Raw genomic sequence first — 16050 nt, forward strand, 5'->3', positions numbered from 1 at the left:
CTGAGATGAATTGTGTATTTTTAGACAGAAAAACATTTGTTAATCAAGTTTTAACAATCAATATTGAACACCAAGTAACACACTTTAAAGCGTACGATTTAACGCGGGAAGATCAAATTATTGAGCGTTGCAAAAATGCTAACATTATAATTACCAATAAAGTACTACTGTCAGAAACCACGCTCGCCAAACTTCCTAAATTACGTTTAATTTGTATCGCAGCAACAGGTGTTAACAATATTGATCTTAACGCAGCTAAGCGTTTAGGCATTGCAGTCACGAATGTTAGCGGCTACTCAACACCTTCTGTTAGCCAATATGTCTTTGCACAATTATTAGCGTATTTTAGTCGCCCAATAGCACACCAAAAGGTTGTTGAACAAGGTGAGTGGCAAAAGAGCCCAAGCTTTTGTGTACATGGTCTTGGCAGTGAAGAATTGGCGGGCAAGCATATCGCAATAATCGGCTACGGTAATTTAGGCCGAGCGGTGGCAACCATTGCCCATGCATTTGGCATGAAAGTACTAATTGCTGAACGTCCTAAGATAACAAAAATAAGAGAAGGCCGCATTGCGTTTGAAACAGCGCTACAACAAGCAGATATTGTTAGTCTTCATTGTCCATTAACCGAAGACACTGATCAATTATTCGATCACCACGCTTTTTCATTAATGAAGCCAACAGCAGTGTTAGTTAATACTGCAAGAGGTGGTGTTATCAATGAAACAGATCTTTTACAAGCGTTAACACAAAAGAAGATAGCCTACGCGATTTTAGATGTGTTAAACCAAGAACCGCCAACACCGGATCATCCGTTATTAACGCAGCAACCGACTAATTTAAAAATAACGGCACACATCGCTTGGGCAAGTAACGAATCCCAGCAACGGCTGTTAGATCTAATCGCCTTAAATATTGCTGATTACACCGATGGTAAAAACACCAACAGAGTTGAAGGTTAAGCACAAAAATATTCGCTAATTTAAAACCATTTATCTTTGACCTTGCCATACTGAAAATACCCCCACTGTCCCACTCTTCGTAACGGGGCAAATGGAAATTTCGGTAACGGTGAAGTGTAAAGTGGAATATTAGGTACTGCCGCTCCAGCCACTTTATCAGCTAGTCGTTTGCCAGCTTGTGAGGAAAATGAAACACCTGCTCCACAATAGCCCATACTATAAAACAAATTTTGTTCGTTGTTCTGATAAATATGAGGAATATCGTCTAGCGCCATACAAATCCATCCTGACCACGCGTAGGCAGTACGCAAAGTTTGCAGCGCAGGGAAACTACTTTTTAACACCGAAAGCAATCGGTTTGCGTAATACGGATCGTTAGCAGATTTTCCAGAAATAGCCCCTCGACCACCAAACAAAATACGATTATCGGGTAGTTTTCGGTAATAATATTTTAATGCTCTGGTATCCATGACCACTTGATTTGTTTTAATACCGCTATCTAATAGCTGTTGCTCTGTCAGTGGTTCAGTAACGATAATTTGAGAAAGCACAGGCAGGTAACGATTATTTACCGCAGGCATAAAGCCTTGTGGAGTATAACCGTTGGTGGCAAGCACCACTTTTTTAGCTTTTACCACCGCAGACGGTGTGATCAGTTCAAAACCCTTTGCTGATTGCCTACTTTGCGTAACAGGCGTACTGCAATACATTTCAGTGCCTGCATCAACAGCAAGTTTTTGATAGCCCCAAGCTAATTTTAACGGGTTTAAACCAAAGCCATCACGGTATCGAATAGCGCCAAATGCGTTCTGATCATCCATATATTGTTGACGAACTTCCTGTTTGGATAATATTTCTACTTGATAACCAAACATCTTTTTTTGCAATGCAGCAGCTGCCATTAAGTCTTTTAATTTATTGGCTTTATGGGCGACTTTTAAATAGCCCGCAGGTTGTACATCACAGTCAATGCCTCGGGAAATCAGGTGTTGTACACGCTCAGCACCTTCGCACATTTCTTGATAGGTCGCTCGCATTGCCTCTTCTCCCCATTGCTGTTGCATTTGAGCAAAAGATTTTCTCCCTGAGGTTTTTAAGATAAAACCAGCATTCCTACCGCTGCATCCCCAAGCACTTTGGTTTGCTTCTAATATGGTTGCTTTAATGCCATATTCTTCCGCTAAATGAAGCGCGCAAGACATGCCGGTGTAACCAGCACCAATGATAGCAACATCAACGTCTATATCTACGTTTAAGGGGCCTAAATTATTCGGCGCTTGTCCTGAAATACTCGCCCAGTAGCTATCAGGATAGCGTTCGCCGCAGCCAGGAGATTGGTGATACAAAGGATCATACATAATATTAACTAATGTGAAGGTAGCTGATTGTGATAATTCTTTGGTAAACTTACCTTAACTCCGATGAATAATGAATATTTAATGCAAAAAAAGACCATAATATACCGTGAAATGACACCTGCTGATTTCACACAAGTGATCCGCTTGGCCACCCAAGTACATGGTGAAGGTTACATGGATCAAACTAGTGCACAGGAATGGTTCAATCAAGGTATCAAAGATAACATCAACAGTCACTTTGTTGCCTATGATAAAGACGTTTTGGTAGGGTTTCGTATTACTTTTTCTCCACGGCAATGGCAACTTGACCAATGGTGTACGCCTGAAGATTGGCCTTATGAGCAAGCAAGTGTTTGTTACTTTAAATGTAATACCGTTGATGAGCACTATCGAGGTTACGGCATCGGAAGTAAATTGCTAAAACTCTCTATTGATGCTGTTAAACAACAAGGCGCTAAAGCGGGTGTAAGCCATTTATGGATGCAAAGCCCTGGAAATAGCGCGGTAAAGTATTTTACTAAGTGCGGCGGCGTCTTAATAAAAAAACACCCTGACAGATGGAATGAATTAAGCAAACAGGGTTATATGTGCCCTGTTTGTATTAACGACTGTCATTGTTCTGCCGCAGAAATGCTGATCACCTTTGATCAAGTCGATTGAAAAATTCGTTTGAAAAACGAGCTTTTCTGCGTTGAATTTTCAGCGACTTGTTGAGCATTAAAATTTGCTAGTGTTGGCATATTAACGGCTTGCTTAGTATGTTCAAAATCACCGGAAGCGGGATTAAAACGATAATCTTTACTCCAGCTTTCAATGTTTTCACTGACTTGTTTTATCGCATCAACAATAAAAGCAATCTCTTTATCTGTCATTGTTGGGTGAAAAGATGCTCTGATCCAACCTGGCTTTTCAGCATAGTCACCAAGATCTATTTGTTCGGTAATTTTCGATGAAGTGTCGTGATCCACATTTAGTAAAATATGCCCATATGTACCAGCACAAGAACAACCACCTCGCGTTTGTACCCCAAACTTATCATTGAGTAATCTCACCACTAAATTATAGTGAGCCCCTTTAACATAGAATGACACAATCGATAGCCGGTCTCGAATGTTTGGCTCCAGCATAACAACTTGCTCAAGTTTAGCTAAATTATCCATCACATAATTGGTGATCCATTGTTCACGCGCAGTGATGTTATCAACGCCCATTTCTTCTTTCACTTTGATTGCTAACGCGGTTCTAATACACTGAAGAAACCCTGGTGTACCACCATCTTCGCGCATTTCGATATCAGTAAAAAAACTGTGTTCTCCCCACGGATTGGTCCAGGTTACCGTGCCGCCACCGGGATGATCTGGCACTTTATTTTTGTAAAGCGCTTTATTAAACAGTAAAACCCCTGAACTTCCAGGACCACCTAGAAATTTATGTGGTGAGAAATAAATAGCATCTAAGGTTTGTTTTGGGTTTGCTGGGTGCATATCTATATCAACATATGGCGCAGAACAAGCAAAATCGACAAAACAAACCCCACCATGCTCGTGCATAATTTCTGCCATTTGATAATAAGGGGTTTTAATACCCGTAACGTTGGAACAAGCAGTAAAAGAACCAATTTTATGTTTACGATCAGCATATTGTTCAAGCAATTCTTCAAGATGCTCTAACGAAGGTAAACCCTTTTCGTTAGGTTGAACTATTTCCAAAGTTACATCGCACTCATACCAGGAAGTTTGGTTAGAGTGATGCTCCATATGCGTAATAAAAACAACAGGTCTGTCTTGCTCATTGAAAGATATTTGATCTTTCATTCGTTCAGGTATGCGTAAATTTAAGATCCGTTGAAATTTATTAATAACACCGGTCATACCCGCTTCAGCTGTGATCAAAATATCATTTTTACATGCATTAACATGTTTTTTGATCACCGATTGTGCCTCATGATAAGCATGTGTCATCACCCCACCGGTTAAATTAGTTTCGGTATGAGTATTGGCGACATAAGGCCCAAGCGTTTGCGTTATATAGGTTTCTATCGGCTGATACAACCTACCACTTGCCGTCCAATCTGCATAGATGATTGGCAGAGATTGACCGTTGATTGAGTGGGTTAACTGTTGCCCAATTACATGTTTACGAAAGGGGGAAAAATAGTGTTCTGTTGACATAAATGTTCCGAAGCTCTATCACTTCAAAACATTCTACAAAACAACACAGTTTTGGCAATTAAAAACCAACAAATACCATTAACTTGCAATATTAAACTAACATATACCGTTATTTGTGATTATTAATTTATTTTACCTATCAATCCTTGTTCTTAAAGAAAAAATGTTTATTTTATCAATGAATATCAAGAAAATTTTTCTAAAAAGCCAACAGAATGTTGGCTTTTTATTTATGAAAGGAAGAAGTATTCGCTAACTTATGCCTTATCAAGTAAGTATTTACGTAATGCTGAAAATTCAGTACTTTGTTCGCTAGATAAAATAGTTTCAGTTGCGCAATCCGCTAACTCTTTCGGCAAGCCAATAGGTTGCCCTAATATACTTTCAACCACATCTTTAAACTTAGCAGGGTGTGCAGTCCCTAAGAACACACCAAATTCATCATCACTAGCGCTATATTGCAGTGCTTTATAGGCAACTGCCGCATGGGGCTCACTAATATAACCGAGCTTAGAAAGTGATAACATCGTCATTTGTGTTTGTTCTTCATCTATTGCAAAAGAGCTCACACTATCTTCTGGAACAATACCTGACTTAAGCATATGTTCAACACGCGGCCAGTTATTTGGGTTGCTCACATCCATCGCATTTGACATGGTGGCAACAGTCTCATTTGGCGACCATTCACCGGTTTTTAAATAACGCGGAACAGTGTCGTTAGCATTAGTCGCGGCAATAAAACGTTTAATGGGTAATCCCATTGCTTTAGCAAATAACCCCGCGGTTAAATTACCAAAATTACCACTTGGTACAGAGAAGACTAGATCTTGAAGCGCTGTTTTACCTTGCTGGCGATACAGTTGAGCAACGGCTTCAAAGTAATAACACACTTGCGCCAATAAACGGCTGATGTTAATTGAGTTTGCAGAGTTTAAGCCGATAGTATCTTTCAATTCTTGATCATCAAAAGATTGTTTCACCAATGCTTGGCAATCATCGAAATCACCTTCAACAGCAATCGTTTCTATGTTGCCCCCCAAGGTTGTAAACATTTTTTCTTGCAGCAAACTTATTTTGCCTTTCGGATATAAAATAACCACACGAATATTGTCAATGCCATGAAAAGCATGAGCAACCGCTGCACCAGTATCACCAGATGTTGCGGTTAATATAGTGAGATTTTTATCACCGCTAAACGTTTGCAAGCAGCGAGCCATAAAGCGGGCACCGAAATCTTTGAAAGCTAATGTAGGGCCATGAAATAATTCTAAAATAGCGCGGTTTTCACTAATCGGTTGAATTTGAGCAGGAAAATTAAATGCATCAGTCACTATTTCGGTTAATTGTGCTTTCGTTAAATCACCTTGTACAAAAGGATAGAGTACTTGTACGCTTCGCTCTACCATAGGTAATGCTAAAAGTTGCTCGATATTACCTAATGCGGGAATATCTTCAGGAAAAAACAAACCTTGGTTTTTCCCTAGCCCTTGCTTTACTGCGCCGGCAAAACTTACCTGTTCATCATTTTCTTTAAGGTTATAATAATTCAAAATTGTTATCCTACTAAAACTTAATATTGCTGCTCGCCTACTTATTTATTGGGCAAGCACCTTGATTGTCAACACGGCAAACATGAACAAATCCTTCACTTTGCCCTGTACTTAATGTTTGTAAATAATGTGCTTTTAGCCAATTAGCAAAATCATTGGCTTTTTGTTCATTGTCGGTCACACAAAATAGCGTTGGGCCAGAACCTGAAATACCAACCGCCAAACAACCTTGCTCATGCAAGTGAGCGCACGCCTGCTCAAAACCCGGTAATAGATGCTGACGATATGGCTGTGCGATAACATCATTAACGACGGAAAATGCCAACGCCTTATTACCACGATGACAAGCATCAACAAATGTAGCTAAGTTTTGTCCAAAAGTAATCACATCTTTACGTGAATATGACGCGGGTAATACTTCACGTGCTGCTTTCGTTGAGACCTCAATTCCAGGATACGCCATAACATAATAGCAATCTTCAAATTGTGGGAGTGTTTGGCAAATCACATTGTCATCTGGCACCATTAACTGTATGCCGCCATAATAACATGGTGCTACATTATCATAATGCAAGCTACCACTAATTTGTGCTTCCATACGCCCCATTAATTTCAACATGACCGCTTTACTAAATTGAAATTCAGTTGTTACTTTGTAAAAGTAATTCAATGCTTCCAATGCTGCAACTACCGAACAAGCACTTGAACCAAGTCCACTACCAACTGGCATTTTCTTTTCAAGTATAATGTTGACGGTTACAGGTTGTTGTCCAGACTGTAACAAGCTTTCATTAAAAAGCTGTAAACAGTCCCAAACAATATTCTCTTTGGGATCTTGGGGTAATTTATTCGCAAATGCACCCACTACTGTTAAACGGTTTTCTGGACTTGCTTCAACTGTCACTATGTCGCCCAGTAACGTACCATCAACAGGTTTTACGGCTACGCCTAATACATCAAAACCAACACTCATATTACCGATTGAAGCCGGCGCAAAAACTGAAACACTCATTAGTGCTGTTGCTCCCATGCTAATGTTCTTAATAAGTCACCAAATACACCGGCCGCAGTAACTGCGGCACCAGCACCATAACCACGAAGTACAAACGGTAAAGGTTGATAATAGCGACTATGGATAGCTAGGGCATTTTCGCCATCTTTAATACTATATAAAGGATGTTCAGCACCTACCGCTTCAATGGATACTTGGCACTTACCATCAATAATATTGCCGATATAGCGTAATACTTTCCCTTCCTGTTTAGCATTATTTACGCGTTCAGCGATCTCAGCATCAAGCTGCGTTAAATTCGTCATGAAGGTTGCGACATCACCACTGGCATCAAATGTTTCACCGAGTACCGAATCCACTTTAATGTCTGAGAGCTCTAATTGCATGCCTGCTTCTCTCGCCATAATAAGTAATTTTCTGGCTACATCCATGCCGCTTAAGTCATCACGAGGATCTGGTTCTGTAAAGCCATTTTCTTTAGCGATAGCTGTTGCTTGCGATAACGTCATTCCTTCATCTAATTTTCCAAAAATATAGGAAAGAGAACCTGATAAAACACCTTCAAATTGTAATAATTCATCACCTGCTTTGATTAAGCTTTGTAATGTATCAATTACTGGTAAACCCGCGCCTACTGTTGTTTCATAAAGAAAACGTCGATTAGTTTCCTGGGTTGCTTGTCTTATCGCTTGATAATATTCCCATGAATCAGTATTCGCTTTTTTATTTGGTGTGACTACATGGAAACCTTCTTTAATAAAGTCAACGTAACTCATGGCAAGCGCTTCATTTGACGTTGAGTCAACCAATACAGGGTTTATTAAATGATTATCGCGAACAAAACGCTTCACATTCTCGGCCGTCACCGCCACAGCACCTTTTCCTAGACATGCCTGCCAATTTTCAAGGTTAATACCTTCTTGGTCAAATACCATGCCTTTACTGTTTGCGATTCCATAAACACGTAATGAAATATTTTGCGCTTTTAATTTAGGTTGCTGACGAGCAATTTGTGCAATTAATTCACTTCCTACCACACCACAACCGACTAAAAATACATCGATAGTGGGTTTGTGAGAGAAAAAGTTCTGGTGACACACTTTCAATGCATCTGTACATTTACGGTTTTCAATAACCACTGAAATGCTACGTTCAGACGAGTCTTGTGCTATAGCCACCACATTAACGCGAGCTTGAGCTAATGAAGAGAAAAATTTAGCTGCTACGCCTTGTTGGTGATGCATACCATCACCCACTAAAGAAACAATAGACAGTTCATGCTGTAATGCAACGGGTTCTAATAAGCCGTTAAGTAATTCTAATTCAAACTCTTGTTTTAAGCTTTGTTCCGCTTGTTTTGCATCTGCTGTATAAATACAAAAACTAATACAATATTCGCTCGATGATTGGCTGATTAATACGATTGATATATTTTCACGACTCATCGTAGCAAAAACTCGACTGGCCATACCAACCATACCTTTCATGCCTGGGCCTGAAACATTTACCATGGTTAGGTCATCTAAATTAGAAATTGCTTTAACTTGTTTTTTCTGATCGTTCTCATTCGCAATCAGTGTTCCTGGAGCTTTAGGGTTACCGGTGTTTTTGATCAAGCAAGGAATATGAAATTGCGCAATTGGTCCAATCGTTTTAGGGTGAAGCACACTTGCGCCAAAATACGATAACTCCATAGCTTCCTGATAAGATAAGTAATCAAGTAATCGCGCATCTTTAATCAAACGAGGGTCTGCGTTGTAAACCCCATTAACGTCTGTCCAAATTTGACAGCATTCAGCCTGTGCACATACAGCAAGCACAGCTGCCGAATAATCAGAACCATTGCGACCTAAAGTGGTCACTTGATTTTGGCTATTTACGCCAATAAATCCTGGCATTAAAGCAACTCGATTGAGCGATGGGTAGTATTGTTGAAATTTGTCTTTGCACAGAACTAAATCAGCTAACGCATTTAGGTAAGCATCATTGGTGTGTAGAAACTTTTCAGGTTCAATTAAACTAACGTCGAAATCTAACGTTGCTAATACAGAATCTAGAATCGCAACACTCATTCGTTCACCCACACTGATAATAATGGCGCGTATATGATCAGGACAATAAGACAACATTGTTGCCCCTTGCAAGTAGCGGCTTAATTGATGCTCCCAATTCGCTAGCGCTTGTTCAGCGTGAGTTTTATTAAATTGCGGTAACGTTGCACTAAGCCCTTCAATAATGGTTTCAATGGCTGCTGAGAAATGCGTTAAATCACTTTGTAATTTTTCTTCATCACTAATATTTTCAGCCATCGCCACTAAATGATTAGTAACACCTTGAGGTGCAGAAACAACCACTGCTACCGAAGATTCCTTGCTCTGGTTCTTGATAATATCAGCCACTTGAACAAAGCGTTCTGCTGTAGCTAATGATGAACCGCCAAATTTTAACACGCGCATGTTTACTTCCCCTAAAAACGAAAAAAGCCCGGAACCTTTGTGGTCACGGGCTTTGATAAAATACTTTCTTTTACACGTTAGCCGTCGACCACCATCCCTAACAGGGTGGTAGTGGTAATAATGGTAATCGTGCGTGTAATAGATTTCATGGTAGGTAAAATGCCAAATATGTCATTTTCTGTCAACTACTAAATTGAATAGAACTAGACGATTTATGAATAAACTAAAACTAAAAATGTATATTTATTACGTAATTTAGCTAAATTAAACTGCATTACTCAAATGATTAACTTTATATTGATACGTTTGATTACGACCCAATGCTTTCGCTTTATATAATGCTGCATCAGTATTTGCAATAAGGTTTTCATAGCGTGTATCGCTTGGCTGAATACTCGCAACACCTACACTTGTTGTAACCGTTAACTCCTGATCTTGAAAAACAAACACTTGTTTTTCTAATTCAGCACGTATTCGCTCAGCGACATCTAACGCACCACTGACTTCAGTTTCGGGCAAAATAACCGCAAATTCTTCACCACCGTAACGGCCAAATAGATCACATGAGCGCAATAATGCGTTAACACGCTGTGCCGTTTCTATTAAAACTTTATCACCGCATTGATGACCAAAATTGTCATTCAAACGTTTAAAATGATCTAAATCGAACATGATTAACGCTAAATCATGATCATACCTGCGAGCACGTGAAAACTCTTTATCAAGGCATTCTTCCCAATGCTTGCGATTAAATATTTGCGTCAAGCCATCAATACGGTTAGCTTTTGCTAATTCTTCCAGTGCTTTATTTAGTTTTCCTTGATAATGCGCGACATCAGTTGCATCTTCTATAAGAATACAAACATACTCAACTTTATTATTGTCCTCGATAGGAATAAAGGTACAGTTTTGTGCCATAAAGTGGCTATCTGTTGTAATGGGGCGATGATGAGGTAATTCAAATAAATGATGACGTTGCTCCCAGGAACAAAACCCCGGTGAGTTTAACGAGCTAACACTGCTAAGTTTTCGATTAAACCAGCGCGTTGGCAATTCAGGAAAAACATCAAAAATACTACAACCAATCACTTGCTCTAGTGATTTATTCGCATGTACCTGCATAAAGCGATTAAACTCAACAATATTACATTCAAGATCAACGACAATGACCCCGGTATTAATTTGTTCAGCGATTGTTTTTCCTATGTCAGGAATACGCATTAGTACTCTTCCAAAATACGGTCTATCACTTGTGCAATATTAATGATCGCCGATTCAGGGATCAGTAAAATCATGTCACAATTGAAAGAATAATCGGTTACTTGGTACGATATTTTAACTTTTAGTGCAAGATCCCAGTTAAAAGATTGTTGCTCAATATGTTCAGAAAATGCTGATTTATTTGACGGTAAAAAGCGCGGAGCACTGTATGACATTTGGTTATTAATCTGACTCGCAAAAACATTAAGAAACGTTGTTGTGAGGATTGAACTTAGATCAATAATTTGCTCTTCAAGCGTTAATTCGTCAGGGTCATAACCGAGAAGATCTGCTAAGCGATCAGAATCTTTTGGTTGATAAACCAGTAAAGCTTCACCGCGAATACCTTCGTAACCAAAAAAACCTTGGCTAACTACCGCTGCGGCTTGATCTTCAACGTTAAGCGCATCAGAGATATGTTTAGAACTGACTTGTTCTATACTAGGCACTTTCAAATAGACAAAAGTATCCAAATAACGCGCAAGTTGATCACTTGCTTGCCCCATTGCTACATTAATAATTTCTTGTAGGCAATCTTGTTGATCTTCAGTTAAATCAAAGTGGGTCATACTAAACCATTTTCCTTGAGGTGCTGTAATAACACTTCAGATTTTACCGGTTTGCGGATAAAGGCTTTTGCGCCTAACTCTAACACTTTGCTTTGCATTTCAGGCTGAATATCGGCAGAAATCACAAAAACGATTGGTGTGACGCCCATTTTTTGAATACCTTGCAATACGCCTACGCCGTCAATTTCAGGCATTGTCAGGTCAAGAAACAAAACGTCGATATTATTTGAGCGCAGAATTTTCAACGCTTCAACGCCATTAGTGGCAATTTGAGCATTCGCAGAAAGTGTTTCAGGTAAGCTTCGTAACACTTGCTTTCGCGCTAGGTTAGAGTCGTCACAGATAAGTACAGACAGGCTCATGAAAAGAGAAACCTTATAAAATTATTATTTTTGTACCCTTAATTTACCTTAATTTTAACGATCTGTTAATGAATAAACGGTTAAATTTTAATTTTTTTTTGCACAAAAATAGTATTAATTGTTGTTTTTAACGGCATGTATTAGCTAACCAGTTAAAAATACTTAGTATTTTATACTTTGGCCATGTGAGCTTTTATAATTTTTAATCGCTTGTATTATCAATAACAGTAAATTAGTGTGTTTCCCTATATAAAACGTATTGAGCTCTGACAGATTAACTTTGCATAGCACAGTTAAACTCAGTTAAATAATCAGCGGGTAAAGGTTTACCTCAGAACAACCATTTCTTAAACGTCATTATTTATTGCTAGATTAATATTTTAAATTTCTATTATCAGTGTTTATTAGCCTGTGATTAACATGATCACCCATAGTGAAATACTCGCAGACACTAAATAAATTATCGCTGTTTTCCAAAGTTCATTAAATGCTTTCATCATTAACCTCCCTTAAGTTGTCAAAAAAATGTCACGTCAAGTGTGTATAAATTAACAACATTAATTAAACAATATTTATGCCAATCAGTAAGTTGACTTTTTAAAACGAAAAAAATGATGTGGTTGTCATTCGCAAAAACACTGGATTCAGCATGTTTTTTGGGATAGGCCTTCTATAAATTAGGTAGGGTAAATGTAAGCTTTTTAGTCTGTGGTCCAAGTTAAATAATGCTGATGTTCTTTAAGCCATCGCTTTTCCATTTTGTAATCCGGCAAGAAAGATTCAACTAAATTCCAAAAATCAGCACTATGGTTTAAGAATTTCAAATGACATAGCTCATGAATGATCACGTAATCAATCACTGACTCAGGTAACATCATCAATAAATAATTAAGTTTAATATGGCCTCGATTATCACAACATCCCCAACGAGCTTTATATTGCCTAATATAGAGATTGTTTGGTAATAAGTTTGTTTGCCGACTAAAACATGCCATTTTATCGGTTAAAAACACTTCAGCCTGTTGTTTAAACCAACCTTCTAATAGCTTTTTAACTCGCATACTCTCAGTGGTATCTGACAATGTTTTTCGGGCAGATAAAGTGACAACAATGTCATGCTTTCCAACTGTCACCAGAGATCTTTTACCTTCATTAACAATAAGTGGTGTTAACTTACCGAAAAACCACACTTGTCCATGTCGTGCAAGTTGATTTTGATATCTTGTTGCCAGTTGCTGCTTGCTTTGAATATTTTCAATCCATTGTTTTTTGAGCACAACAAGGTTTTCGATATACTGCAAGGGCACAGCATAAGGTGCTTTAACAATAATATCTTTGTTCTTAACCTGTAAAGCAATACGTTTACGCCGATGACAACGTAACAGTTGAAAGTTCAACCCCGCAGAGCTAGTCATCATAGTAGTATTGCTCAAAATACAGCCTAATAAAGATATTGTACTTATGCGGCTTCATCAGTACTTTGTGCTTTTTTATCAGCAGTTACTTTTGTCGCAGCGCTCTTTTCTTTTTTAGTTGGCGCTTTTTGTGCTGCCTTTGGTTTTTTCGCTTGCAATGCAATTAATACGTCTTCACGATGTTTTGCCAGATAAACGCTTAATTCTTCTTTATCAGCATCGGTTAACTTAACAGGTACTTGGTTCAACATTTCGGCAAGGTTATCCGCCATGTCTAACATTTTGTCGTATTCATCAGCGGCTTTTTTATCCATGAATGTTTCAACCTCCACACCTTGTCTTATGACAACAAATCGACTTTCAACGGCCATTAGTTTCCCTTATTTAACAGGTAAAATTTAACAATACTCTCACCAATTATTGGTGAAACAACAAAACTGTACATTTACACAGTAAAGATACGTTATTTATAAAAAAATGCAATCAGAAATGTAAAAATTGAAAAATATATCGTAGTTAAACGTGCGATAAAGTGCAGAAAATAATAAATGATATTTCACGTTTGAAGGAGAATGTAAAAATCTATGAATTAAACTAAACTAATAATTGTCACATAAAAATATAAACCATTTAAAAACAATTATTTATAAAATAAAACACCATGAACTTTATTTCATAAACTTTTACATTGCCAATTTATTTAATGTATACATTCTGATTCATTATTCGCCATTATTAAGGAACAAACAAATACCCCTTTGTTTTAAAACCTCGCGCAGAATGGAGAATACAATGAAAACTTTATTATTAACACTTAGTTTAACAACCACAGGATTTTTAACCCTGCTAACCAACCACGTACAAGCCACCCCTATGGATAGCTATTTAGAAAAGTCATTAATTGCAGTTTGCAAATCAACAATGAAAGGTAATTTACTGAACTTTAGCCGTACCTTGAAATACTATCACCTGACTGACAAAACAATCGCGAACGGTTTAGTGTGTAATGGCAGTGAAGTAACAGAATTTGCTCGCAAACATGGCGCTTATAAAATAGCTAACAGGCTAGATAAACACTTGCATAGTTCTACTTCCATAACTGATATTGCAGCAGTGAATAAAATGAGCATCACATTCAAAGAATAACTTTTTTAAACACAAAAATCCCGTTTAAAAACGGGATTTTTAGCGTCACTTGAATTAAAACTCTATGGATTAAAAATCTGCTTATGCAATATTGGCAAACTGATTCATAGTATTGTCTTTACCACCAGCTTTTAGCGCCGCATCCCCAGCAAAATATTCTTTATGATCATCCCCCATATCTGAGCCTGCCATATTTTGATGTTTAACACAGGCAATGTCTTGACGAATTTCTTGACGTTGCACATTTAACACATAGCCAAGCATGCCCTGCTCACCAAAGTATTCTTTCGCTAGGTTATCAGTTGATAAAGCAGCGGTATGATATGTTGGTAACGTAATTAAATGGTGGAATATTCCAGCTTCACGTGCAGCATCTTGTTGGAATGTTCTGATTTTTTCATCAGCGGTTACCGCTAACTCTGTGTTGTCGTAATCAACACTCATTAAACGATCACGATCATAACTCGATACATCTTTACCTGCTTCTTTCATTGCATCAAACACTTGTTGACGGAAATTTAATGTCCAATTAAATGAAGGTGAGTTGTTATAAACAAGTTTTGCATTAGGCACCGCTTTACGAATTTCGTTTACCATATTACCAATCTGGCCAATGTGCGGCTTTTCAGTTTCAATCCAAATTAAATCGGCACCATTTTGTAGTGAGGTGATGCAATCTAAAATACATCGTTGCTCACCAGTACCTGGTTTGAATTGGAATAAATTACTCGCAAGGCGTTTCGGGCGCATCAATTTACCCTCTTGTTTTAATAACACATCACCGTTTGAAATATCTTCTTCGGCTATTTGTTCACAATCTAAAAAGCTGTTGTATTGGTCACCTAAATCACCTGGTTTTTCTGTTACAGCAATTTGCTTTGTTAAACCAGCCCCTAACGAATCGGTACGAGCAACAATAACGCCATCATCAACGCCTAACTCCATAAAAGCGTATCTAACTGCATTTATTTTTGCTAAAAAATCTGCATGCGGCACCGTTACTTTTCCATCTTGATGTCCACATTGCTTTTCATCCGACACTTGGTTTTCAATTTGAATACAACACGCCCCAGCTTCAATCATTTGTTTTGCCAATAAATACGTTGCTTCAGCATTACCGAAACCCGCATCTATGTCTGCAATAATCGGTACGACATGCGTTTGATGTTGATCAATTTGTTGCTGTACAGCATTCAATTTAACATCATCGCCACTTTCTTTAGCTGCATCTAGTTCTCTAAATAAACCACCTAATTCTCTTGCATCTGCTTGACGAAGAAAGGTATAAAGTTCTTCAATAAGCATAGGAACCGACGTTTTTTCATGCATTGATTGATCGGGTAAAGGACCAAACTCAGAACGAAGTGCTGCAATCATCCAACCAGAAAGGTATAAATAACGTCGCTCAGTCGATTGAAAATGCTTTTTAATTGAAATCATCTTTTGTTGACCAATAAAACCATGCCAGCAACCTAACGATTGTGTATATAAACTAGAGTCTTTGTCGTAGGCGTCCATGTCTTTACGCATAATTGCTGCTGTGTACTTAGCAATATCTAGCCCTGTTTTGAATCGATTCTGTAAACGCATACGTGTTACTGATTCAGCATCAATTGATTGCCAATTATGCTGCTGTTTAATTGATGACTTAGCGTTTTCAACTTGTTGACGATATGTGGTCATTACTCTCTCCTAGCAATTTTAAATAAGACAATCACAATATGTAACTCATGTTGTAACTTGTCATACTGAACAACAAAAAGAGTAAACCAACCACTACTCATAGATA

14 protein-coding genes are annotated in these 16050 nt (G+C 38.2%); 3 read left to right on the forward strand and 11 right to left on the reverse strand.

Features of this window, described 5'->3' with window-relative positions; all coding sequences use genetic code 11:
- Nucleotides 1–5 precede the first annotated feature (5 nt).
- Complete coding sequence (locus Q4489_RS10555; protein WP_303479985.1) at nucleotides 6–962, forward strand: D-2-hydroxyacid dehydrogenase; 957 nt, start codon at nucleotides 6–8, stop codon at nucleotides 960–962.
- 20 nt (nucleotides 963–982) lie between these two features.
- On the opposite strand, the gene Q4489_RS10560 is transcribed toward Q4489_RS10555, so the two are convergent.
- Nucleotides 983–2320 carry an FAD-binding oxidoreductase gene (locus Q4489_RS10560; protein WP_303479988.1) on the reverse strand — a complete coding sequence of 446 codons (1338 nt, stop codon included), beginning with the start codon at nucleotides 2318–2320 and terminating at the stop codon, nucleotides 983–985.
- Nucleotides 2321–2401: 81 nt separating this feature from the next.
- On the opposite strand from Q4489_RS10560, the gene Q4489_RS10565 reads away from it, so the two are divergent.
- Entirely contained in the window at nucleotides 2402–2980 is a 579-nt protein-coding gene (locus tag Q4489_RS10565) for a GNAT family N-acetyltransferase (RefSeq protein ID WP_303479989.1), read from the forward strand.
- On the opposite strand, the gene Q4489_RS10570 is transcribed toward Q4489_RS10565, so the two are convergent.
- The 9 genes from Q4489_RS10570 to Q4489_RS10610 form a co-directional block, all read right to left on the reverse strand.
- Nucleotides 2968–4491 carry an aminotransferase class V-fold PLP-dependent enzyme gene (locus Q4489_RS10570; protein WP_303479991.1) on the reverse strand — a complete coding sequence of 508 codons (1524 nt, stop codon included), beginning with the start codon at nucleotides 4489–4491 and terminating at the stop codon, nucleotides 2968–2970. The two genes, Q4489_RS10565 and Q4489_RS10570, sit on opposite strands and share 13 nt — an antisense overlap.
- Nucleotides 4492–4748: 257 nt before the next feature.
- Nucleotides 4749–6041, reverse strand: a complete 1293-nt coding sequence (thrC, locus tag Q4489_RS10575) for a threonine synthase (protein ID WP_303479993.1) — start codon at nucleotides 6039–6041, stop codon at nucleotides 4749–4751.
- A gap of 37 nt (nucleotides 6042–6078) precedes the next feature.
- The gene (thrB, locus tag Q4489_RS10580; protein ID WP_303479996.1) at nucleotides 6079–7053 is read right to left on the reverse strand and encodes a homoserine kinase; all 975 of its coding nucleotides are present in this window, start codon (nucleotides 7051–7053) and stop codon (nucleotides 6079–6081) included.
- Nucleotides 7053–9509, reverse strand: coding sequence for a bifunctional aspartate kinase/homoserine dehydrogenase I (gene thrA / locus Q4489_RS10585; protein WP_303479998.1), 2457 nt, complete (start codon nucleotides 9507–9509; stop codon nucleotides 7053–7055). The genes thrB and thrA overlap by 1 nt, the downstream gene beginning before the upstream one ends.
- A 264-nt stretch (nucleotides 9510–9773) precedes the next feature.
- The gene (locus tag Q4489_RS10590) at nucleotides 9774–10730 is read right to left on the reverse strand and encodes a diguanylate cyclase (protein ID WP_303480001.1); all 957 of its coding nucleotides are present in this window, start codon (nucleotides 10728–10730) and stop codon (nucleotides 9774–9776) included.
- Complete coding sequence (locus Q4489_RS10595; RefSeq protein WP_303480003.1) at nucleotides 10730–11338, reverse strand: chemotaxis protein; 609 nt, start codon at nucleotides 11336–11338, stop codon at nucleotides 10730–10732. Before Q4489_RS10595 ends, Q4489_RS10590 begins: the two co-directional genes overlap by 1 nt.
- A complete protein-coding gene (locus Q4489_RS10600; protein WP_303480006.1) occupies nucleotides 11335–11700 on the reverse strand; it encodes a response regulator in 366 nt (121 codons plus the stop codon). Before Q4489_RS10600 ends, Q4489_RS10595 begins: the two co-directional genes overlap by 4 nt.
- Nucleotides 11701–12401: 701 nt before the next feature.
- Nucleotides 12402–13133 (reverse strand): M48 family metallopeptidase, encoded by a 732-nt coding sequence (locus Q4489_RS10605; protein WP_303480009.1) that lies wholly within the window; start codon nucleotides 13131–13133, stop codon nucleotides 12402–12404.
- Between the two features lie 26 nt (nucleotides 13134–13159).
- Nucleotides 13160–13486 carry a YebG family protein gene (locus Q4489_RS10610; protein ID WP_303480012.1) on the reverse strand — a complete coding sequence of 109 codons (327 nt, stop codon included), beginning with the start codon at nucleotides 13484–13486 and terminating at the stop codon, nucleotides 13160–13162.
- 421 nt (nucleotides 13487–13907) lie between these two features.
- On the opposite strand from Q4489_RS10610, the gene Q4489_RS10615 reads away from it, so the two are divergent.
- The gene (locus Q4489_RS10615; RefSeq protein WP_303480015.1) at nucleotides 13908–14261 is read left to right on the forward strand and encodes a DUF3718 domain-containing protein; all 354 of its coding nucleotides are present in this window, start codon (nucleotides 13908–13910) and stop codon (nucleotides 14259–14261) included.
- 81 nt (nucleotides 14262–14342) lie between these two features.
- Here Q4489_RS10615 and Q4489_RS10620 read toward each other — a convergent pair whose 3' ends face one another.
- Nucleotides 14343–15944 (reverse strand): isocitrate lyase, encoded by a 1602-nt coding sequence (locus Q4489_RS10620; RefSeq protein WP_303480019.1) that lies wholly within the window; start codon nucleotides 15942–15944, stop codon nucleotides 14343–14345.
- Nucleotides 15945–16050 lie beyond the last annotated feature (106 nt).

Source organism: Thalassotalea sp. 1_MG-2023, from assembly GCF_030546745.1.
GTDB lineage: Bacteria > Pseudomonadota > Gammaproteobacteria > Enterobacterales > Alteromonadaceae > Thalassotalea_C.

Bases quoted from the DNA above. Each gene is read 5' to 3' on its own strand.
- thrA (WP_303479998.1), bottom strand. From the start codon at position 9,509: ATGCGCGTGTTAAAATTTGGCGGTTCATCATTAGCTACAGCAGAACGC.
- Q4489_RS10595 (WP_303480003.1), bottom strand. From the start codon at position 11,338: ATGACCCACTTTGATTTAACTGAAGATCAACAAGATTGCCTACAAGAA.
- Q4489_RS10600 (WP_303480006.1), bottom strand. From the start codon at position 11,700: ATGAGCCTGTCTGTACTTATCTGTGACGACTCTAACCTAGCGCGAAAG.
- thrB (WP_303479996.1), bottom strand. From the start codon at position 7,053: ATGAGTGTTTCAGTTTTTGCGCCGGCTTCAATCGGTAATATGAGTGTT.
- Q4489_RS10570 (WP_303479991.1), bottom strand. From the start codon at position 4,491: ATGTCAACAGAACACTATTTTTCCCCCTTTCGTAAACATGTAATTGGG.
- Q4489_RS10555 (WP_303479985.1), top strand. From the start codon at position 6: ATGAATTGTGTATTTTTAGACAGAAAAACATTTGTTAATCAAGTTTTA.
- Q4489_RS10565 (WP_303479989.1), top strand. From the start codon at position 2,402: ATGCAAAAAAAGACCATAATATACCGTGAAATGACACCTGCTGATTTC.
- Q4489_RS10590 (WP_303480001.1), bottom strand. From the start codon at position 10,730: ATGCGTATTCCTGACATAGGAAAAACAATCGCTGAACAAATTAATACC.
- Q4489_RS10560 (WP_303479988.1), bottom strand. From the start codon at position 2,320: ATGTATGATCCTTTGTATCACCAATCTCCTGGCTGCGGCGAACGCTAT.
- Q4489_RS10610 (WP_303480012.1), bottom strand. From the start codon at position 13,486: ATGGCCGTTGAAAGTCGATTTGTTGTCATAAGACAAGGTGTGGAGGTT.
- Q4489_RS10615 (WP_303480015.1), top strand. From the start codon at position 13,908: ATGAAAACTTTATTATTAACACTTAGTTTAACAACCACAGGATTTTTA.
- Q4489_RS10620 (WP_303480019.1), bottom strand. From the start codon at position 15,944: ATGACCACATATCGTCAACAAGTTGAAAACGCTAAGTCATCAATTAAA.